The organism is Pseudoalteromonas shioyasakiensis (genome assembly GCF_019134595.1).
GTDB lineage: Bacteria > Pseudomonadota > Gammaproteobacteria > Enterobacterales > Alteromonadaceae > Pseudoalteromonas > Pseudoalteromonas shioyasakiensis_A.
Genome location: NZ_CP077771.1, coordinates 843973 through 866856 on the forward strand (window position 1 = coordinate 843973; position 22884 = coordinate 866856).

The 22884-nt window shown below is 40.7% G+C and carries 14 protein-coding genes and 1 pseudogene; 10 read left to right on the forward strand and 5 right to left on the reverse strand.

Annotation, left to right across the window (positions count from 1 at the left end):
- Positions 1–45: 45 nt before the first annotated feature.
- Positions 46–474 carry an Lrp/AsnC family transcriptional regulator gene (locus KQP93_RS21200; protein WP_054554593.1) on the reverse strand — a complete coding sequence of 143 codons (429 nt, stop codon included), beginning with the start codon at positions 472–474 and terminating at the stop codon, positions 46–48.
- A 204-nt stretch (positions 475–678) separates the two neighbouring features.
- Here KQP93_RS21200 and KQP93_RS21205 point away from each other — a divergent pair, with 204 nt between their 5' ends.
- From KQP93_RS21205 to KQP93_RS21230, 6 genes are all read left to right on the forward strand, one after another.
- A complete protein-coding gene (locus KQP93_RS21205; protein WP_217877090.1) occupies positions 679–1884 on the forward strand; it encodes an aspartate aminotransferase family protein in 1206 nt (401 codons plus the stop codon).
- Positions 1885–1930: 46 nt separating this feature from the next.
- On the forward strand, positions 1931–2965 hold the full coding sequence (gene astA, locus KQP93_RS21210; RefSeq protein WP_217877091.1) for an arginine N-succinyltransferase: 1035 nt from the start codon (positions 1931–1933) through the stop codon (positions 2963–2965).
- Positions 2966–2983: 18 nt separating this feature from the next.
- Positions 2984–4456 carry a succinylglutamate-semialdehyde dehydrogenase gene (astD, locus tag KQP93_RS21215; protein ID WP_217877092.1) on the forward strand — a complete coding sequence of 491 codons (1473 nt, stop codon included), beginning with the start codon at positions 2984–2986 and terminating at the stop codon, positions 4454–4456.
- Positions 4457–4496: 40 nt separating this feature from the next.
- Positions 4497–5300 carry a DUF1338 domain-containing protein gene (locus KQP93_RS21220; RefSeq protein ID WP_217877093.1) on the forward strand — a complete coding sequence of 268 codons (804 nt, stop codon included), beginning with the start codon at positions 4497–4499 and terminating at the stop codon, positions 5298–5300.
- Positions 5301–5329: 29 nt separating this feature from the next.
- Positions 5330–6220 (forward strand): transporter substrate-binding domain-containing protein, encoded by an 891-nt coding sequence (locus KQP93_RS21225; RefSeq protein WP_217877095.1) that lies wholly within the window; start codon positions 5330–5332, stop codon positions 6218–6220.
- A gap of 260 nt (positions 6221–6480) precedes the next feature.
- Positions 6481–7698 (forward strand): type III PLP-dependent enzyme, encoded by a 1218-nt coding sequence (locus tag KQP93_RS21230; RefSeq protein WP_217877097.1) that lies wholly within the window; start codon positions 6481–6483, stop codon positions 7696–7698.
- Between the two features lie 84 nt (positions 7699–7782).
- Here KQP93_RS21230 and KQP93_RS21235 read toward each other — a convergent pair whose 3' ends face one another.
- Positions 7783–9063 carry a flavohemoglobin expression-modulating QEGLA motif protein gene (locus KQP93_RS21235; protein WP_217877099.1) on the reverse strand — a complete coding sequence of 427 codons (1281 nt, stop codon included), beginning with the start codon at positions 9061–9063 and terminating at the stop codon, positions 7783–7785.
- Between the two features lie 79 nt (positions 9064–9142).
- Positions 9143–10009 carry a TlpA family protein disulfide reductase gene (locus tag KQP93_RS21240; RefSeq protein ID WP_217877100.1) on the reverse strand — a complete coding sequence of 289 codons (867 nt, stop codon included), beginning with the start codon at positions 10007–10009 and terminating at the stop codon, positions 9143–9145.
- Positions 10010–10210: 201 nt separating this feature from the next.
- Here KQP93_RS21240 and KQP93_RS21245 point away from each other — a divergent pair, with 201 nt between their 5' ends.
- From KQP93_RS21245 to KQP93_RS21255, 3 genes are all read left to right on the forward strand, one after another.
- Positions 10211–10471, forward strand: coding sequence for a DUF3081 domain-containing protein (locus KQP93_RS21245; RefSeq protein ID WP_054554528.1), 261 nt, complete (start codon positions 10211–10213; stop codon positions 10469–10471).
- A gap of 7 nt (positions 10472–10478) precedes the next feature.
- Positions 10479–10778 (forward strand): hypothetical protein, encoded by a 300-nt coding sequence (locus KQP93_RS21250; RefSeq protein ID WP_217877101.1) that lies wholly within the window; start codon positions 10479–10481, stop codon positions 10776–10778.
- Positions 10779–10855: 77 nt separating this feature from the next.
- Complete coding sequence (locus KQP93_RS21255) at positions 10856–12451, forward strand: AbgT family transporter (RefSeq protein ID WP_217877102.1); 1596 nt, start codon at positions 10856–10858, stop codon at positions 12449–12451.
- A gap of 215 nt (positions 12452–12666) precedes the next feature.
- Here KQP93_RS21255 and KQP93_RS21260 read toward each other — a convergent pair whose 3' ends face one another.
- Together KQP93_RS21260 and KQP93_RS21265 are read right to left on the reverse strand one after the other, a co-directional pair.
- Positions 12667–20829: an Ig-like domain-containing protein gene (locus KQP93_RS21260; protein WP_217877103.1), complete on the reverse strand. Its 8163-nt coding sequence runs from the start codon at positions 20827–20829 to the stop codon at positions 12667–12669.
- Positions 20830–20952: 123 nt separating this feature from the next.
- Positions 20953–21627 carry an outer membrane beta-barrel protein gene (locus tag KQP93_RS21265; RefSeq protein ID WP_217877104.1) on the reverse strand — a complete coding sequence of 225 codons (675 nt, stop codon included), beginning with the start codon at positions 21625–21627 and terminating at the stop codon, positions 20953–20955.
- A gap of 315 nt (positions 21628–21942) precedes the next feature.
- On the opposite strand from KQP93_RS21265, the pseudogene KQP93_RS21580 reads away from it, so the two are divergent.
- Positions 21943–22877 (forward strand): annotated as a pseudogene (locus tag KQP93_RS21580) (Solitary outer membrane autotransporter beta-barrel domain).
- Positions 22878–22884: the final 7 nt, after the last annotated feature.

Here is a 22884-nt window from a genome sequence, read left to right on the forward strand (position 1 = left end):
TTACAATTATTATAGACAATAGAGTCGGTTTTACCTGATATAGGGTTAACGCTTAAACTTCGTTTCTAAAATCACTGACGACGTTGTTCGCTCAACGCCATCTAAATTACCAATGTCATCTAATAGGTGGCTTAACTTTTCAAGGTTTTGCGCTTGCACAACAGCAATCAAATCAAATTCACCGCTAATTGCGTAGAGCTGTGAAATAGCATCAATCTGCTTTAGTTCAAGATTCGTTTTGGTTGTCAGTTTTTGTTTCACTTTAATCGAAACGTGGGCCGATACCATTTGGCTCAAATAGGCATCACCATAGTCTACGCTGTAGCCTTTGATCACCCCGGTTTCTTCTAATTTTAGCATTCGGCTTTGAACAGTTGAGCGCGATAAATTAAGCGCTCTCGCTAGGTCAGAAATACTTGCACGCGCGTTGGTTCTTAAGATAGCTAATAGTTTTTCATCTTGTGAAGTTATCACTTTGACTACTCTTTTCGTTAATTTGCTTTTTATTTTAGTCATTTTTCACAAAATAGCACTGCAAATTTAAGTCCCTAACCCAGATAATAAGAAAAATAGATAAGAAAAATAATCTCATCGTGCTTAATTAGGCAGGAACGGCTTAACTGACCTACTTTTTGCAATTTAACTTTTTTCATACTAAGCCAGATTTAGGTGCAACAAATGCAAGTAACAAGAGAACTTTTTAACGACGTAATGGTACCAAACTACAACCCATCAGAGGTGATTCCTGTTCGCGGTGAAGGCTCACGTGTTTGGGATCAAAACGGTAAAGAATTTATCGATTTTGCAGGTGGTATTGCCGTTAATTGTTTAGGCCATTGTCACCCAGCTCTTGTCAATGCCCTAAAAGAGCAAGGCGAAAAAATTTGGCACTTATCAAACGTAATGACAAACGAGCCTGCACTTCGCTTAGCTAAAAAGTTAACTGACGCTACATTTGCAGATAAAGTATATTTTGCAAACTCAGGTGCAGAAGCCAACGAAGCGGCATTAAAATTAGCGCGTCGTTGGGCATTAGATGTACACGGCGAGCAAAAGAACCAAATCATCGCGTTTAACAAAGGTTTCCACGGTCGTACATTCTTCACTGTTACCGTAGGTGGTCAAGCGGCATACTCAGATGGTTTCGGTCCTAAGCCTGCTGCTGTTGATCACTGTGATTATAACGATTTAGCTGCTTTTGAAGCGCTTATCAGTGACAACACATGTGCCGTAATGATGGAACCACTACAAGGTGAAGGCGGTATCATTTCGCCAACGAGCGATTTTATCAAAGGTGTTCGCGCATTATGTGATAAACACAATGCTTTACTTATTTTTGATGAAGTACAAACAGGTGTTGGCCGTACAGGTGATTTATACGCATACCAAGGCTTAGATGTAACACCAGATATCCTAACAACAGCAAAAGCGTTAGGCGGTGGTTTCCCAATTGGCGCGATGATCACAACAGCTAGCATTGCAGAGCATTTAAAAGTAGGCACACATGGTTCTACTTACGGCGGTAACCCACTTGCATGTGCTGTAGCAGAAGCGGCTTTTGATACTGTTAATAATGAAGAAGTACTTGCAGGTGTTAAAGAGCGTGAACAGCTTTTACGCGATGGCTTTGCAGCAATCAACGAAAAATACGACGTATTTAGTGAAGTACGTGGTAAAGGTCTATTATTAGGTGCAGTTCTTAACAGCAAATTTGAAGGCCGTGCACGTGATTTCCTAGTAGCAAGCACTAAACACGGTTTAATGAGCCTTGTTGCTGGTACAAACGTTGTGCGCTTTACGCCATCTTTAGTGATTCCATTAGAGGATATCAAAGAAGGTTTAGCTCGCTTTGAAAAAGCGGTTGCAGACGTTGTAAACGGTTAATCCTAGTTGGCGCATGCTTTAAGCATGCGCCATTGGAGTGCACTTAATGCAAGTATTACGTCCTATAACAGCAAATGATTTTGCTGCGTTAAAACAAATTGCTGTTGAATCTGGTCATGGTTTTACCTCTTTACCGGTTGACGACAATTTACTACAAGAAAAAATTGAACGCGCTGAACGCAGTTTTGCAAAAGATATTAATAAACCACAAGACGAAACCTATTTATTTGTATTAGAAGACAATAAAACGGGTGACGTTATCGGCACAACGGCTATCGAAGCTGCTGTAGGAATGTCGGTTCCTTTGTATCATTACCACCAAGGTAAAACTGTTCACCATTCACCTACTCTCAACGTATATAACACTGTTGATATTCTGAGTATGTGTAATGACTATACGGGTTGCTCTGAAATTTGTACCTTGTTCTTACGTGAGCAAAACCGCAAAGGCTTAACGGGTCGCTTTTTATCACGTTCTCGCTTTTTATTTATGGCCCAGCACAGCGAACGTTTTGCTGACACCATTATCGCAGAAATGCGTGGTGTGAGTGATGAAGACGGTCATTCACCTTTTTGGCAGTGGTTACAAGAACACTTTTTTAGCATTGAGTTCCCGCAAGCTGATCACTTAGTAGGTTTAGGCGATAAAGTCTTTATCAGCGAGTTAATGCCTAAGTACCCTATCTATGCCAACTTACTGAGCAAAAAAGCACAAGCTGTGATTGGTAAGGTTCATGAAAAAACCAAGCCTGCACTTAAACTTCTAGAAAAAGAAGGGTTTGAGCACCGAGGTTATGTTGACCTATTCGATGCAGGGCCAACTGTTGAAGCAAAACTTGGCAACATTCGTAGTGTTCGTGAGTCACAAGTGTGCCCTATCACTATTGGTGAGCTTGCGCATATCAATGAGCAAAGCTCAGATACATTAGCTATCTGCAACCATGGTGTGAATGACTTTAGAGCCACATTTACCAAACATGCTCATTATAACCACGCCAAGCACACCTTAATCATCAGCCAAGAAGTGGCAGATGCACTTAAATTAAAACAAGGGGATGCAGCACGGTTCTTCCGTTTGTAACCACTTAAGGAGTTTAAAATGAGTGTCACAACTCAACTTATCGATAACCAATGGCAAGCTGGCCTTGGTCATGATTTTAGTTCAATCAACCCAAGTAATGGCGAGGTTGTTTGGCAAGGTAAAACAGCCACGGCTGAACAAGTCGCTGATGCAATAAAAGCAGCTCGTAGTGCGCAGCTAGGCTGGGCTGATATGACTCTTGAAGAGCGTATCGTTATTCTTGAAAACTTTGCTGCAGAGCTTAAAGAGCACAGCGAAGAGTTTGCAACGATCATCGCCCGTGAAACAGGTAAACCGCTTTGGGAAACACGTACTGAAGTAGGTGCAATGACGGGTAAAATCGCCATTTCAATCAGAGCCTACAACGAACGTACTGGTACCACAGAAAACCCAATGCCTGGCGCTAAAGCGTTTATTCGTCATAAGCCACATGGTGTTGTTGCGGTGTTTGGTCCTTATAACTTCCCGGGTCACTTACCAAATGGCCATATTGTGCCAGCTATTTTAGCGGGTAATACAGTTGTATTTAAGCCATCAGAACTAACGCCTCATGTTGCTGAGTTCACCTTAAAACTTTGGCTAAAAGCAGGCTTACCAGCCGGTGTCATCAACCTTGTTCAAGGTGAAGTAGACACAGGTATTGCTTTGGCATCTCACCAAGATATTGATGGCTTATTCTTTACGGGTAGCTCAAATACAGGTCACCTATTGCATAAGCAATTTGCAGGTCACCCAGGTAAGATTTTAGCGCTGGAAATGGGTGGTAATAACCCACTGATCGTAAAAGATGTCGCAGATGTAAGTGCGGCTGTTCACGATATTGTTCAGTCTGGTTTCATTACTTCTGGCCAACGTTGCACGTGTTCTCGTCGTTTATTCATTGAGAACTCGGCAAATGGCGATGCAATTTTAGAAAAATTAATTGCTTCAACAAAAAATATCAAAGTAGCCGACAGCTTCAGCGAAGATCAACCGTTCATGGGTGCAATGATCAGCGAAAAAGCAGCGTTAGGTATGGTTGCAGCTCAGCAGCAGTTACTTGATATGGGAGCAACCTCTCTTGTCGAACTTAAGCATCTTGAACCGGGTACTGGTTTTGTAAGCCCTGGTATTATTGATGTAACGGCTGTTAAAGATATGCCTGATGAAGAGCACTTTGGTCCTCTTATCAAGGTTTATCGCTACACAGATTTCGATAGCGCGATTAATGAAGCAAATAACACCTCATTTGGTTTATCTGCTGGTTTATTAAGTGATGATAGCGATGACTACCAGTATTTCTTAAAACGTATTCGTGCCGGTATCGTTAACTGGAACCGACCAATTACTGGCGCATCAAGCGCTGCACCATTTGGTGGTATTGGTGCCAGTGGTAACCACAGAGCGAGCGCTTATTACGCTGCTGACTACTGTGCATACCCTGTTGCTTCTGTTGAAGCCGAAAAAGTTAACTTACCACAGACCCTTGCGCCGGGCTTAATTATTGAATAATTGATTGGCGGCCTCGCCGCCTTAATTGAAGGAATTAAACATGCACACAGATGTAAATGCCCTATTTGAAAACCTATGGGACAACTATTTATCAGTTACGCCATCGGCGGTAAAAGTACATGAGTTACTTGGCTCAACACAAAAAGATGACGTGATTAACGATCACATCGCACTACGTACTTTTAACCATGAAAAAATCGGTTTAGAAAAACTAGCTGCACACTTTTTAGCTGTAGGCTACAAAGAATGCGGCGAGTATCACTTCGAAGCGAAAAAACTATACGCAAAGCACTTCGAACATTCAGATCCTAAGCAACCTAAAGTTTTCATTTCTGAATTACTTGTTGAGCAATGCTCAGAAGAATTACAAGCTATCGTTAACGACATGGTTGAACAGATTGACGAAGACGCTGTAACAGCGGATAATTTCCTATATTCAGGTACACACTGGCAAGTAAGTTCAGACACTTACAAAAAGCTGCTAGCAGAAAGCGAATACGCAGCATGGATGTCAGCATGGGGTTACCGTGCTAATCACTTTACTGTGAGCATCAATGAATTAGCGAAATTCGATGATATCGAAGGTGTAAACCAAGCACTTAAAGATGCGGGTTTTGCGCTAAATACATCTGGCGGCGAAATCAAAGGCTCACCAGAAGTATTACTCGAGCAATCTTCAACGCTGGCTGATGACAGCGAAGTTGAATTTAGCGATGGTGTTGTTGCTGTACCGAGTTGTTTTTATGAGTTCGCTCTGCGTTATGCAAAACCAGATGGCGAGCTTTACACGGGCTTTGTAGCAGCATCTGCCGACAAAATTTTTGAGAGCACCAATGCTCGATAAATAAGTTATATTTTAATACTCAGGCCATTATGAATAAACTAGCGTTTAACTATCAAAAAAATCGTTTTTTTTATCAAATGGCTTGGGTATTTAACCTTCCTTTAATACTTGTTATAACATTTATTAGTATAACTGTTAAAGCGAATGAAAAGAGTGCTTTAACTATTCTATCTCCTTCCTATTTTGCGAATGAGTATGACGAAAAGAACATTAATCAACACTTTTATAAAGTGATTGAACCTGCGTTAAGTGATGAATTTCAGCTCAGTGTCCAATTCACTAATCACGCTCGGTTAATGAAACGCCTAGCAAGCGAAAAAACGAGTTGTACTTACAATGCGATTAAGACTCCCGAACGAGCTAAAAACATGTTGTTTTCAAACGTGCCCACTTATATGCACATGCAAAGACAACTGTTCGCTTTAAAGCCAAATATCGACAATCTTCCATCTTCTGTATCCGTTGAAAGCCTTTTAGCAAATAAACAAATTTTTGGTGTTATAGGCTCTACAAGCTATCAACACCTGGATCCTATTTTTGAAAAGCATAATGCGAAAATAGCCCACATCTATGGTGAAAACCCGTTTTTACAATTAAGTAAGTTACTACTAAATCGTCGAATTGATTATATGGTCGCGTATCGAGAGTCAATATATTCCCACTTAGACGCGAAGCAATTAACGCTTATAAACTCACGACCTATAAAAGAATACCCTCAATTTATTAATGGTTTTTTTACCTGCAGTAAAACCGCAGCAGGTTATCGTGCAATTAAACTTTTTAATAATTATATGAAAAGTGCAGAAATGGCCGCCTATATTCAGCAATTACACAGCCAAAGTAATAACCCCGATGATGCAAAAGCCATGCTCAAAATTTATACGAAAAGCTATGGGATACGCTTTGAAAACAGTGACTAAGCCAACTTTATTTACTGTATAAAAATAACTCGAAATATTATTAAAAAATACTTGCGCAAATAAAAAAGCAGATCTATTATCTCGCCGCTTCTTGATGATAGCCAATCCGAGTACATTACAAACACTGTTTGTAGCAAGGCGATAGAGCAACTATCCAAGAGTGTATTTGATTGCACAGAACATACTGTGCGCTTAATAACACTCAACTGACTCGGGCTTCCATTTTTTTCCGAGCTGTTGCTTAATTGCCGGAGAGTAAAATGGCTATTTCAACCATTACACAAGACTTAACAATCAAAGTACCTGCAGCGTCGGTTGCTGCAAACGAACCAGTAGCACAACCATCAAACCAATTTATTGAACAACTTGTTGCACAACATGGCGCGCCATTAATGGTGCTTGATTGTGAATCTGTCCGTCATCAATACCGTGCATTAAGCCGTGCTTTACCTGGCGTTGTTTTACACTTTGCATTAAAGCCACTTCCTCATCCAGCGGTTGTTCGTACGCTTTTAGAAGAAGGTGCCAGCTTTGATTTAGCAACCAGCGGCGAAGTTGACTTAGTCGCCAGCCAAGGCGTACCGAGTGATCGTACAATTCACACGCACCCTATCAAACGTGATCGTGATATCCGTGATGCACTTGAATACGGTTGTAATGTGTTTGTCGTTGATAACATCAATGAATTAGAAAAGTTCATTGCATACAAAGACCAGGTTGAGTTGCTTGTTCGCTTAAGTTTTCGTAATGCGGAGGCATTCGCAGATTTATCGAAAAAATTTGGTTGCACCCCAGCAATGGCCGTTGAAATCATTAACTACGCACAACAATTAGGTATTCGTATCAAAGGGTTGTCGTTCCATGTTGGTTCGCAAACAGCGAGCCCAGCTAAGTATGTCACTGCTATTGCTGCATGTAACCAAGTGATTAACGACGTAGCCGCATTAGGGTTACCTGCGCTTAGTACGCTTGATATCGGCGGTGGTTTCCCTGTGCCTTACAACAAAGATGTGCTGCCAATTGAGGAATTTTGTGCGCCGATCAATGATGCCTTAGCACAGTTACCAGAGACAGTTCGCGTAATTGCTGAACCAGGTCGCTTCATTGTTGCTAGTGCTGTAACCAGTGTTGCATCGGTAATGGGTCAAGCGATACGTGATGGCAAGCCATGGTACTACTTAGATGATGGAATTTACGGGTCATTCAGTGGTTTATTGTTCGATGAAGCCTCATACCCTATCGACTCGTTCAAACAATCAAACGAACGTGTTGAGTCAGTGTTAGCAGGCCCGACTTGCGATAGCATCGACGTAGTAAGTGAGTCAATCATGCTACCAAAATTAAACAATGGTGATTTAATCATCAGCCGTATGATGGGTGCTTACACATTAGCAACCGCAACAGATTTTAACTTCTTCAAACGTGCAGAAGTTATTGTACTGAATGATATACTGCGGGTTGACGCACTCACCGGTTAATCGTTTCCTCGACTAAAAGCATGTAAGGCAACATGCTTTAACTCTTAAAATGCAGCTGCTCATTCCAGCTGCATTTTTTTGTGTTTAAAGAAAGAGTGGTTTGTAGTCGTTTTCTAATTGTTCAAACGACAAGTTACCAATAAAACGGCCAAAGCTTAGCCAGGTTGCTAGCCCTCGTAAGTCTTTAAAGTGTGGCGGAATAAATTTAGGGTCTTCAATCACACCTAAATCATGTAATTGTGATATCAGTCTGAAATCATCAATCGAAATTTTACCTACCAATAATAAGTGCAATTGATCAATTCGACCTAACTGAATAGCAACCCGAATAAGGTTATACACCAACACAAAACCTTTGATGTAGGCGATATCTTTGGTAAATGGTAAGCCTGTTGCTGTACTGCCTCGAAACACCCGCTGAGTAAGTGTATAACTATCGTCTTTACTCAAACCTTGCGCTACATAATCACGATAAATATCAACAAACTCCGCACCATCAATGACCTTGGTTATACCTTGAATACGGTTCACTAATTTTGCTAAACGTCGTGGCGTCGACTTTAAGGTAATAATTTCTGTCAACACCGCAAGGCCCTCTTGGGTCACTGTAGAGCTCGGTGTGCCTTTACTTAAACAGGTTAAATATGGCTGAGCAAGACCGTTTTGCGTGGTTCCGACATGGATCCAGCCTTCATGCACCTCAAGAATATCTAGCTCTCTTTGAGAAAATTTAACATCTTGATTAAGTTTGATATTATTTGCACCTGCCGCAGCATCACTGACAATACCGTCGCTCAGAATAACCTCAACATCGATGCCCGGCATCGTTTGAGTCACTTGCGATGCTAAAATTTTCACTGCATCTTGCGCATCTATGTTTTTTGGATCATCCGGTAAAATATCCGCATCAAGCATACTCTTTAGCGGCTGTTCAAGCATGGTTGCAAGCTCAGAAAGTGAAGGCTCTCCAGCATGGAATAAATCTTTTGGATGACCGAACAGCTCAACAGACAAATCATGAAATTCAGGAGTACCACGATATTCAATCATACTAAGTACTGTTTTATATTCAGTGCACATCTTGCTCATGTATTGCGCAATCGGGTTTAGTTGCCCTAATTGGCTGATGATATCGCGATTTAAATCAGAAAACGCACGGCGCAGTTCGCTTGGTACAAAACCAAGGTCACGCTGTTGGTAATAGGCTTGATCAACCGTTGGGTTCTTTTGGCATTTATGCTTAAAAAACTCTTCTTTGATTTGTTTATCCCAGTTGATCGCATCAAGAATACGAATGGGTGTTTGCAATGCGATTAATCGGTCAGATAACTCGCGTGTTTTTGCTAATAATGCCTTATCTATCATGCTCTAGGCTCACTGTAAAATGAGCCTAGAGCATAGGCTAAATTTGCATAATTACAAAGCAAAATTAAGCGGTTTTGAGCTAAAATTTAGCATGCTTAGAAACTAATTTTCCATCGTTGTAGAGAAGTAAACTGGGAACCGAATTAATGCCATTTTCGATAAATAAATCATTACCATAATCGATTGAAACCGGCATGGTTGCAGCGAATTTATCAACATATTCTTGCACTGCACTTTGGTCAGTCCACAACTGACTCACTTTGACCTCGACATCAACTCCTTGCTTTGCCAACTGATTAACATGTTGCTGCGCTAATACACACTGTTTTGCCATTGCAGGGCGCGTGTCGGCTAAGTACCAGTCGCACCACGTTGCGGTGAACAGCACGGCTTTTTTGCCTTGTTTCGGAATAACCAAAGGAGTCGCTTGGCCGTGCTTTTCGCCTAGTAAACGCGCTTTATCAACTTTGCCATTGTGTGATAACAAACGTAACGTGTTATCAAGCGGTTTATCAGCTTCGTGGCCTTGAAAAATCACCTTTTCATCACTATCGATCAATACATGAAAGGGGGTGCCCATAAATTCATAATGTTTAGCAACTTGGGCTGTGTGATCTGTAAATAGTGGCATAGTGAGTGAAAAACGCTCTTTAACCTTAGCAACAGCGTTTGCGTCATCATTAAGGTCAATATTAATAGCCACAAATTGAATTTTATCGCCATATTGCTCATAAGCATGCTGAAAATGCGGCATTTGCTCCATACATGGCTTGCACCAAGTAGCCCAAAACTTTAAGTAAACGGGTTTTTCGCCCAAGTAACTGTCAAGTTTGACTATTTTCCCTGCTTCATTTTCTAACACCAAAGGGGTTGTATTCGCCGATGTGTCTTGGCTCACAAGCAACAAACCTGTTAGCAGTATCAGGGGTATAAACTTATATTTCATTGTGCGTCCCTCAAATAAAATCTATCTTAAGTTTAAGGTAAGAGAAAATATTGTAAATTTTCGACATCTACTGACTAAATGTGAGTTTAGTGATTTATCGCAAAGTAAGGTTTTAAAAATACACATCACAGTTAAGACCTGCATAAAATAGCAGTAAACTTTTTACAGGTCTGAAACGTATTACTTCAAAAAGGAGTCATCATGAAAAATGAGCTAGACGGTAAATTAATTCTATCTGTGTATGAAAAAATCATTCAACACGGTGAAGATCATGAAGATGGAAAGCTTTATGAGGGTATTTGCGCTTTTTCGGATATCGATGGTTATACGGTCTATCTAAAAGGCAGTGGCGTGTTACTGCGCTTTGGCTTTCATAATACCTATCACCTTGACTATCAACATGAAAAGAACAAAGAAGACTTTTTAAAGAAAGTGCTTTATATCGCAGAACAGGAACTGTAAAGAAGTAATGAAACGACGGGTAAAAGCTGAGTCAAAGCAACAGCAGGCATTTATCAACCAAGTTATTAATGAGCTAAAATCTAACCCAGATAAGTTAGATATCATTCGCGAAAACCTTAGCTACTATCGCGAACAACAGTTCCTCAAGCGTGGCTTTTTGCTTGCTATTGAGCGCTTTGATTGGGTATTTGAAGCAAGTAACGATGTAGAGCAAATCTGTGCGCAAATTTTAGCCGATGATTACATCGGCAAACGTTTGCGCCGCTACCCCTTGCTATATAAGGGTGTATTGGAACGTACCTATTAGATATCCCACCGCTAAAACATGATCTGTCCGGTAAAAAATGCTAGGTTAGCGCCATTTTGAAATAACGAGAACTGGACATGTCAAAAACTATAAACTCTCACAACACCCATGAGGGTGGTAATAATGGGTTGTTTAACCGATTTTTAGCCACTGTTGAATTTTTGGGTAATATGCTCCCTCACCCTATCACTTTATTTGCAATGTTCTGCGTTGCCATTATAGTTTTTAGCGGCATTGCCGATTGGTATGGTTTAAGTGCTATCGACCCACGCCCAGAAGGTGCTGCTGGTCGCGATCCTGATGGTGTTATTGAAGTTGTCAGCCTACTTAGCGCCGAAGGCCTGCAGCGTATCGTCACTGGCCTTGTTACTAACTTCACGAGCTTTGCACCACTTGGCACGGTACTGGTTGCTTTATTAGGTGTGAGTGTTGCAGAGCACTCTGGTTTACTCTCTGCTGCTATGCGCGGCATGGTAATGGGCGCATCTAAGCGTCTAGTTACTTTTATGGTAGTGTTTGCTGCGATTCTATCAAATACGGCATCAGAACTTGGCTACGTTGTACTAATTCCATTAGCAGCCATGATATTCCACAGCCTTGGTCGTCACCCTCTTGCCGGTCTTGCTGCGGCATTTGCCGGCGTTTCAGGTGGTTACAGTGCCAACTTATTACTCGGCACCATTGACCCGCTACTTGCAGGTATCACTACACCTGCTGCACAAATGATTGATCCGAACTACCAAGTTGGCGCTGAAGCAAACTGGTATTTCATGATGATTTCGGTATTTTTAATTGCCACTCTAGGTACTTTGGTTACTGAAAAAATCGTTGAACCACGTCTTGGTAAGTACAACCCTGAAGAAGCAAGCAATGATTTGCCAAAGAACGACATTGCCGGTCTAACCGATAAAGAAAAGTCAGGTCTTAAGTGGGCGGGCGTTTCTCTGTTAGTGGTTTCATTATTACTTGCTTGGACAATTGTTCCTGAAGACGGCATTTTGCGTAACCCAGAAACAGGCCTTGTTGCACACTCGCCATTTTTAAAAGGCATTGTGGTATTTATCTTTGTTACTTTCGGTATTCCAGGCTTTGTTTACGGCCGTGTCGTAGGCACCATGAAAAACGATAAAGATGTCATCGATGCCATGAGTAAAAGCATGAGCTCGATGGGGATGTATATTGTGCTGGTTTTCTTTGCAGCACAGTTCGTTGCCTTTTTTAAATGGACCAACCTAGGTACGATTTTAGCCATTAACGGTGCTGCTCTGTTACAAGCATTAAACCTAACAGGCCCAGAAGTTTTCGTGCTATTCATTTTAATGTGTGCATTAGTAAACTTAAGCTTAGGCTCTTCATCAGCGCAATGGGCTGTAACTGCACCTATCTTCGTACCAATGTTAATGCTAATAGGCTACGCGCCAGAAACTATTCAAGCGGCGTATCGAATTGGTGACTCGGTTACTAACCTTATCACCCCAATGATGAGTTACTTTGGCTTGATACTGGCTGTTGCCACTAAGTATAAGAAAGACATGGGTATTGGTACATTGGTTGCGACCATGCTTCCTTACAGCATGATTTTCTTTGTTGGTTGGGTCGCGTTATTCTACTTATGGGTGTTTGTACTGGGCTTCCCTGTTGGCCCTGAATCACCAATTTATTATCAGCCTTAACCTATTTTATACCAATTCGCTTAATTAAGTGATCTATTTTGAGGCAATAAAACCTCGTTGATAGCAAGGCAAAAATTTCGTTATTTAGTTGTTCTAAATCAGAAATTTTTAACGCAGATAGCGACAGGTTTAATCCCTCAAAATGATTAAGTATTATTGCGGATTGGTATTACAAAAGATGTAAAAAGCCAAGCGAATGCTTGGCTTTTTGCTTGTTAACGGCGAGCCCGATACTGATAGCATCTAATAAACGCTAGCAGTAACAACAATGAGATTAAGCTCAGAGGTAGCGCTCCCCCACTTGTTTTATGCTCAACAATCACTTTTTTATAGGCTTTAACAACCACATTAAACTGCCCTTGGGTTGTTCCGCCATCACCATCAGAGATAATAAAGGTTACTGTATCAGTGCCATCAAAACCGACATTTGGAGTATAGGTAAGTGTGCCGTCATCATTGATAACAACCACCCCATTATTAGCTGATGCAGAAATAATGGTGAAATCATTATTATCATCATCAGTAACATTGCCTACTATGTCGATGTTAATTGGGTTTTGATCATCTGTTGTAACATCAATAATTGCACTCACTTGTGGTGCTGTGTTTTCAACAACCTCAACAGTCACAGCTGCAAATGCTGAGCCGCCATTACCATCAGATACGCCATAGTTTATTGTGGCTGTACCTAGATGTTCAGCTTGTGGACTAAAGTGCAGTTCATTATTAACAATACTCACTTCACCAATATCAACAGTTGCCGATGTTAGAGTTAATAAATCGCCATCTGCATCTGTATCATTAGCTAAAACATCAAGGTATGCACTGATATTACGTTTCACCGTCATAACATCATCCATAGCTACTGGTTGGCTGTTATTCGTATCTAAAGTTGCGATACCGCTTGGATCTTCAATTGCACGATTAACTTGGCCATCGGCATCATTTGGACCACCATCTTCAATCGTAAGTTGAACACACCAGTGACCTTCGGTAAGCCCTTGTGTGTACTGCGCATCCTGTGGTGGTGGGCAGAATCCTTCAGCACCTTGTGCTGATGCAATACTATTACGACTATCGACTGCAAATTCAGTCCAGCCAGTAGGCATCAGTTTACGATAAACAGCATTGCTCGGAATTGGACTAAACTGTGCTATCACTATGCTCACAGACTGACCCGCAACTGGAATTTCATTTACATTGAAATCAAATACGCCGCTGATGTAGTCAAACCCATCGTCAGCATTCGCACCTAAGCCGTTATGTCCATACTTCACTGCATCGTCTTCAGTAATAGCGGTGTTGCTACCAGAGGCTTTAAAAGCAACGTTACCTAAGCTAAAATGAAGTCCTGGTTCTGTCTCCATCAAGAAAAATTCGCTTTCGACCAGTTTCTCTTGAACAACATTAGTTGCTAGTGAGCTGGCATCTAGATAATCTGGAATACCGTCGTTATCGCTGTCGGCGTAACCCTCTTCATCATCATTGATCCCATCAAAGTCTGAATCAATAGCTGATAACTCAGGTAATGAATCAAGCACTGTCAGTGAAAGCTTCACTGTGCCAGTCTTGTCACCATCATCAACAGTGACCATAAATTCATAAACACCTTCAGCGAGTATGCTTGGGTCAAAACTAAGTTGGTCATCAATTACATCTGCATCAATGATTGCTTCATCAGACACTTGCCAGTCAAATACATGGATATCGGCGAGGTTTGCATCTGTCACTAATGCACTGATAGTTACTTCACCGGCCTGTTTATCAATAAGACGCGTACCCACACCTTGCTGAGCTGCAAATAATTCTACGCTTGGCGCAACATTACCCTCTGCAATTGTTAGTGTATGTGAACCTAACGGACCCACAACTGCATTTTTAGGCTCTTGAAAATGCACAGTTAATGTTTCTGTGTTTTCTGGTAAGTCATCTTCAACAAGGTTAACTATCAATTGAGCTTCACGTTGACCTTGCTTAAAGGTAAATTCACCTTCAGATAAGTCATGGTCGTCTCCCATAATTGCATCCCCCGAGACTGTAAATGGCACTACTACAGGGTAAGTTACTGCATCACCATTGAGAATCGCTTTAATGATGACGCTTGTTCCTTCAGTTGCAGTTTGATCTTTACTGAAATTAACTTGTGGGATTACATGGATCAATTGCGTTGCTGTAACTTGGTCACTCCCTTCACCGGCACTCCAGACAACGGTATGCGTGCCCGATGCGAAGAAGCCTTTAGAGCTTGCCGTAACTCGCACTGGATTACCTAGTGAATCCAATGCAACAGCCGTCCCCATATTCACTTTAGTGAACAGTCCTTCTGATGCAATCGTTTTATCTTCAGGTGCTGTGATAGTTATATCAGACACCGTTGATACCACTTTAACGATAAGTGTTACATCTATCACTTCACCACTTGCATCTTTAATTTGATAAGTAATAGTTACATCTGCGTTTAAGCCAACAGGCGGTAAATATTCAAGCTTATTATCAACAATTCGAATACTACCAACACTTGCAAGCGCTTTAACTAATGTCAGTGCATCACCATCAACATCAATGTCATTCGCTAACACATCAAGTACGACATACTCATTTAAGTCAGCATTAACCGTAAAGTTATCTGGTGTAGCAACAGGTGCATCATTAACTGGGTTCACTACAATAGTGACTGTTGCTAGCTCAGAGGTTAAAACACCATCAGAGACGCTATAACTAAAGCTATCAGAGCCACTAAAATCTGCATTTGGTTGATACATAAAACGATTAGCATCCATCGTTAACGTACCATTGCTAACAGGTGTGACTAAGTTGAATGTCAGCTCGTCACCATTCTCATCAAAGTACCCGAGTGTAAAGGTGATGCTCTCGTCTTCATTGGTACTGAATTGCTCACCACTAGCCACAGGCGCAACGTTAGCAATAATAACTGGGCTAGTAGCACCTGATGTAAAGGTCTCAGTATTACCGTTGCCATCAACATAGGTTACGACAACAGTAATCGTCGCACCGATATCAGCATCGGTTAGCATATACTCAGACAGTGTTGCGCCTGTAATTAACACCCCGTTGCGCATCCATTGGTAGGTAAATTCACCCAATCCATCTGCATCTTCAATGGTTGACTCAACACGCAAAGTTTCACCTTGTTTTGCCTCACCACTGATACTGATACCACCCGTTGCTTCATCGTTAACATCGGCCACTGTGATAACAAAGGTTTGTGTATCAGTTAATCCTTCAGCATCAGTTACTAATAAGGTAACAACATGAGTGCCCACATCATCATTACTTGGTGTACCACTTAGCTCACCTGTGTCAGGGTTAAAGTCAAGCCAGCTTGGCAGTTCTGTAGCACTCAATTTATAGCTATCAGCACTGTCTACATCATTGACAACAAGTACATAGCTATACGCTTCATCTTGTGTCGCTGAAGTGACTGGCGCTGACTCAATCAGTGGCGCATCATTTACAGCGAGTACAGTAATAGTCACTGATGCCGTATTTGACTCTGCACCTTCATTATCAACTACTGAGTAAGTAAAGCTATCAAAGCCGACGTAATTGCTAACTGGGGTATAAGTAACTGTACCATCTATATTATTGATAATGTTACCAAATGCAGGTTCAGTAACAATCTTAACTGAGTCCTCGTCAATACTACCATCGACATCAGAATCATTGCCTGTCACATCGATGATAACGCTCTCATCTTCATCAATTTGTGTTGCATCATTATTTGCCAGCGGTGCATCATTCACAGCTGTTACTGTGATGAATACAGTTGCATTATTTGACCAAATACCCAAATCATCTTTAACACGATAACTAAAGCTGTCTTCACCATTGCTATTAGCATTAGGCGTATAGCTGATCATGCCGTCAACAATTTGTGTACTACCATGTTCTGGCTCAGTAAAAACCTCAAGGCTTGATTTATTAAGCGAACCATCTACATCTAAGTCGTTACCCAGTACATTAATGCTATGAGCTGTATCTTCGAGCAATTGAGCAACATCATTATTAGCCACTGGTGCATCATTCACACTATTCACGGTTAATTTCACTTCGGCGATATTTGAGATTAATGATTGGTCATCTTTCACGCTATAAGTAAAGCTATCGCTGCCAAAGAAATCAGCGTTTGGTTTATAACTGATGGTTCCTGATGCACTATTAATGCTGACTTTACCGTGTGCTGGTGCTTGGGTAATAGTCACATTGTCAATTGTTAAATCGCTATCTACATCAAGGTCATTGTCTAAAATCGACAGCTCAATCGAGGCATCTTCATCAAGCTCAGCTACATCGTTTAATGCAATTGGCGCATCATTAACTTCACCTACTGTGACCATTACGCTGGCCTGATTAGACATGGCTCCAGATTCATCTGCCACACGATATGTAAATGTGTCACTGCCATTAAAGTCCGTGTTTGGGGTATAAAGAATACGCTTGTTTTGCACACTCGCCTTACCATTTTCTGGCGCTGTGACGACTTCTAAACTAGATAAATCGAGTGAATCACCTTCATCTAAATCTGAATCGTTTAGTGCGACATCAATTTCAATTGCCATGTCTTCTTCAGTTATGGCCGTATCAATTTTAGCAAATGGTGCATCATTAACCGGGTTGATGGTAATAGAAACAGTCGCAATAGCTGAGCGCCCATTTTCTAAATCATCGACGGTATAAGTGAAAGAATCAGAGCCATTGACATTTTCATTCGGCGTATAGGTAATAACCCCATTCGCAGTATTTAAACTCGTTTTACCAAGCGTTGGTGCTGTTACTACGCGAACACTGGCAGGGTTTAAGTCATTATCAACATCTGAATCGTTCTCTAAAATATTAATAGCAACACTATTATCTTCATCAACGCTTGCTTTATCATCATGTACATCTGGCACATCATTAACATTCACAACATTCAGGGTAAACTCCTGCTTTGCTTCCTCTTTACTTGCATCAGTGACAATAAGCGTAATGTTGTACGTACCTACATCATCATTCGTGGGTGTGCCGCTCAGGGTAAGTGTAGTATCATCAAAGGTTAACCAGCTTGGCATACCAAGAGCTGTATAAGAAAGACTATCATCAGCATCCACATCAGTTGCAGAAACGGTATAGCTGTACTGCTCATCTTCGGTTGCGGTTGTAATCGGCGTAGATGAAAATACAGGGGCATCGTTTACATTCTCAACGGTAATAGAAAACATTTGAGAATCAGACTCTTTTGCACTATCAGTAACCGTTAAACTTACCGTATGCGTGCCAACATCATCATTGCTTGGCGTACCAGACACTAAACCTGTCGCAGCATTTAAGCTTAACCAACTAGGAAGCGTCTTAGCTGAATAAGTCAGCGTATCGCCTTTGTCAACATCAGTTGCACTCAATGTATAGTTATAAATGCTGTCCTCTGTCGCTGTTGTGATAGGTGTTGACGAAATAACAGGTGCATCATTTACATTCATTACCGTCAACGTAAACTTCTGAGTACTTGTTTCTTTCTTTGAATCAACAGCAAGCAAGGTAATCGCATGTTTCCCAACATTTTCGTTCGTGGGAGTACCACTTAAGATTTGGCTGACACTATTAAAGGTTAACCAAGAAGGCAGATTTAAACCTGAGTATGTGATCGAATCACCAGGATCAACATCTACTGCAGTAAACTTATAACTATAGAGCTCGCCCTCTGTTGCTGTTATGACAGGGCTAGATGTGATAGTTGGTTTATCATTTACATTAGCAACATTAATCACAAAATCCTGCTTGTCAGATGCATTTAAAGAATCTGTTACAACCACTGCAACCGCATGCGTGCCTAAATCATCATTTGTCGGCGTGCCTGATAAAACGCCAGATTTAGCATCCATTGTTAACCAACTAGGTAGACCAATTGCACTAAATGTAAGCGTATCACCCATATCGGCATCACTTGCCTTAACTGAATATAAATATTCAGTGTCTTCAGTTGCCCAAACCGGAGCTGAAGATGTTATCACAGGTGCCTCGTTCTTGCGGATTACATTTAAAGAATATTCTTGTTTAAGTTTTTCAACTCCATTTTCAGTTACATAAATCGTGATAGGGTAAGTGCCAATATCCAATTGCTCTGGAAAACCTGTTATCGTTCTCGTTGTCGCATTATATCCGATCCAGTGAGGATAGGAGTCGCCGAAAGAAACCGTTATTATTATCTCATCATTTTCAGCATCGGTTACTATAATTTTATATGTATATGACTGACCAGCTTGCACAACTGTAACAGGTTCAGATTCAATGACGGGTAGATCATTAACCGGCGTAATTGTGATACTAAACATTTGATTTGTTATTGGTTCGGCAGAGTCTTCTCCCCCATCAGCTAAGTCGAAATTAAAACTATCTGACGTAGTTTCACTACCATTATGCTCATAATAAAGAATAGAATCATCTAGTGTTTGCTGGGTAAACGTTGAGTTTAATGCAAGTCCCTCACCTGAGTCTAAACTGCCATTATCATTGGCATCTACAAACAAGCTGCCATTAGTAGGTACTGATTTAAGCGTAAATGTAAGCCCTGTACCAGAGTCATCAGGATCAGTTGCAGATAAATTCAAAGTAGAAATTACTTTTGCTGCACCTTCATCAATTAAAAGGCCTTTATTAACACTAATAGACGGGGCTTTGTTAACTTTAACTACGTTATAAGTTAAAGTTACAGGCGAGGCGCTCTCAGTGCCATCAATCAGTTCGCTCGTGAATGTGAATTCACCTGTGTAGTTACTATCAAGAGTAAAGGTTAAGTTATCAATACTCGCATTTACATCACTGACACTGCCCGAGATTGTTAATACACCTGAACTTGCATCAAAGTTATAAACTGCGCTTCCACTAGCACTACCTGAAAAGTCACCTGCATTAGTATCCGAAAGTGAAATGGTTAATAAAATACTATCGCTATCATTATCAGAAACTTTTACACCTTGAAGCGGGTTTCCTATTGATTCTCCTTGATTAATAGAATTAGATGAATCAGAGAATGATGTTGAAGTAAATTTTTTTACAGTGCCTAACGCAATTGAGCTACCGTCGGCATAAAAAACATAAGGTGTGTTTTGGCTATCAAGGGCTATACGGTTAAAGTCAGTGAACTTTTCGGTAAATCCCCTAGCTCCAACAAACTGCCAAGTGCTATTTTGATAAGTTACAACACTCCCTCTTGCTGGATCAACTCCATAGTCTGTGGCAAATATAAAGGGAATGTCGTTTTCCCCCAATACAAAATCAGGATAAAATACTTCATTACCTGTGATATTCTCGTGAAGTGATGTCCAGCTTGTGCCATCAAATTTATAAAGTGTAAGCCCCTTTGTAAATCGGCTGTTCTCAGTTGGAGCACTCAATAAAACATTGTCTTTGCTGTCAATTGCTATTGTCGTGTAGTTTGCATCGACATTTGAAATACCTGCTTCGCCTACATATCCCCAAGATAAGCCATTAAACGACATAACTGAAGCACCAGAGGAAGCTAGAGAAAAGTCTCTAAATGAAACGTAAGGAGTATTTGTGCTATCAAAAGCAAGATCAGTATAACCAACTTTTGAAGGTGAAAACCCTTCAACACCAATCCCTACCCATTTAGCACCATTATATTTTTTTAAAACAGCTTTATTGCTGAAATTGCTATCGTTATAAACAATATGTAAGACACCATTATTATCAAATGCTAAATTAGAGAAAAAACCTAAGCCGCTCGATATAAGTGAACCTACATCATTCCAAGTACTCCCATCAAAACTCAACACTCTTAGCCTGCCAGAGTTACCTTCATCAGCAAAAGAAACGTACGGAGTATTATTACTATCAAAAATTAGATCTGTGTAATAAATGTTTCCATTTGCAATATTTTTATTTCCGACATACTCCCAATCTGTACCATTGAACTTCATGACACTGCCATTTTTCGTTGATGTATCAGCGAAAATTACCCAAGGCACATCGTTAGCATCAAGCCTAATTCTTGAATGGATACCACTTTTAGATGACCCCGCGAATTTAGCACTGCCAACTAATTCCCAGGCACTAACGCTCAAGCTAGGCGCTTCATTCGATTTGGTTACATTAAGTGTTGAATTTTTTTGCACATTGTAATCTGACAACGAACGACCATTTTCTAATGTTTGACCATTAAAGGTGATGATCTGCCGAGCTTGCTCAATACTCGTCTGCTGCTCAACAAGGCCTTTTACCGTTTCAATGCTGTCGCTTGGCTCAACATCGAGTGTGAAGGTCTGAGTAGGTGCGATAATTGTAATCGGCATAGCCAATATAGACATAGGCGCAATAAGCGCTATGAGGTATAGGTATTTAATAATTGTTGATAGCATGACGTCGTGTTCCTGTAAAAATTTTAAGCTGTGAGTAATGTCATCAACAATGATTTACTCATGTTCTCAGCTATTCCTTGAGGTAATTTAAAATGTACGCCTCTTGCGTACATCGATAATGGGTTAGTCGAAGTAATATCTTGCGCCAATTGAGAGCATCGAAGCATCAGTTGAATCCAGCGCTGCATGGTCGTAACTTAGAAAAATCTGGGTATTTTTAAAGAGGTCAAAACTTGCTTCAACGCCATAGGTGACACTGTTACCACTGCGTTTTGCTTTAACTAACTGTGAGGAATCTGCTTGATATTGGTAATCTTGGTGCCAATCTAAATACCCCACTTTAGCTGTCAGCGATATTTCTTTGGTAATTGGCCAAGACGCTAACAGTGATATTTGCGGCCCAGTTGCTGATTCCGGGTAAACTTGTTTCATGGTGCTGTTAAAGTTATCTAAGTCGGTGACTTCGCCAGTAAAACTAAAATGTCTCTCACCAAAATCTACATAACCAACTTGCAGTGAATAGATTGCATTGAATTTATAACCGATTGCAGCTTGGTAACCCGTATCCGAGTCTTTAACCGAAATAGAATCAATCAAGGTCCCTTGTTCATTGAGTGATGATTTTAGGCTTTTTGTGCTAATGTCTGTGGAGGCTGAGCCTATTTGCCCAGAAACAAACCAACCTGTTTGTTCAGCTTTACTCTGTTGACTACAAAATAGAGACCCAGCAAATAGAATGACTGTCGCAGACTTAAGAACAAAACCATTTTGACTAGTGGAAAAGTATGAAGCTTTCAAAGTGGAGACCTCTTTAACAGGTTAATTGTTGTTGCAACGAATCCACTGTTAATTACGAACATCCACTTTGTACATGCCATTTACATTAGATTAAAATCCTACCCATTCTAATGGGAAAATTCTGATTCAAGGTGGGTATGTGAAAATTCCGACAGTCTTTGTTATTAGTTCCGAGAAAGAACCTTTGTATGACTTGAATAGCAATTAGGGACTAGTACAGCTAAATTTATACCCTTAGGTATTTAATGCTTTTGAGCGAGAGTTAATTTTTTAATGAATAACAAGGTCATATCGTATTTAACTGTTTGCATAATGATGACGTGTGTGTTTTGCGCGAGCAGCTATGCAAACCCAACCAAGCAACTCGAAACTGCATTTGCAACGTCGTTAGTTTTAACTGATGGTGACAGTATTACCTTAGGTATAGGTGACTTTGATCCACAAACACTGTTTGACCTGCAACATGCCAATAGAGATGAAGACAGTATCGCGCTTAGAAAAAAGCTCAGACTCTACAGTATTCCTTACACTTGGCAGCTTGATGAGCCTATTTATCAACACAAACTTAGTCTTACTGGTAGGGTAAGCTATTTGAATCAATCAGATTTCATTTCGTTATTTGATAATGTGGCTGACGACTACATTTCAGAAACGGTATATAACGGCATGATCGGCTTTAATGCCGAAAAGCTCTTGGCTCTAAATGGTCATATCAATTTGGCTTTAACACTCACTACTTACATTACAACAATGACTATGAGTATAACTCTCCCGAGTCTAGACGTAACTTCAAGCCTTTAGCTGAAAATCTTTACACCAACCTCAATAGTAATGCACTGGTGTTAAACCCAAATGCGACCATGATCTATCGCTTACCTAGGCGCTGGGGCTATTACGAGTACAAGCTTAACTTCAATTACTACTATGGCTGGGCACTCTCTCACCCTGATGGGATAAGCAATGCAGCACCCGAAACATGGCGCACACTCAATGGTATTAAAGCTAAATTTAACATGTTCAAAATAGGGCTTTTTGAGCAAGCTTTTTACATCAAAGGCCAGCGAATCGATTTAGGCGGCGATAGTCGCGTAGCCTTTGGGACCGATCACTTTTATGAATACGGTATCGGCTTTTTATGGGATAGTAGGAAGTGGACCTCGTGGTTTGACAACTTTGGTATCGGCATTAACATTCACAACGGTAGTAGCCTCGATGGTGCTGCTATTGTCTTGTACTTTAACGAAATTTAATACTACT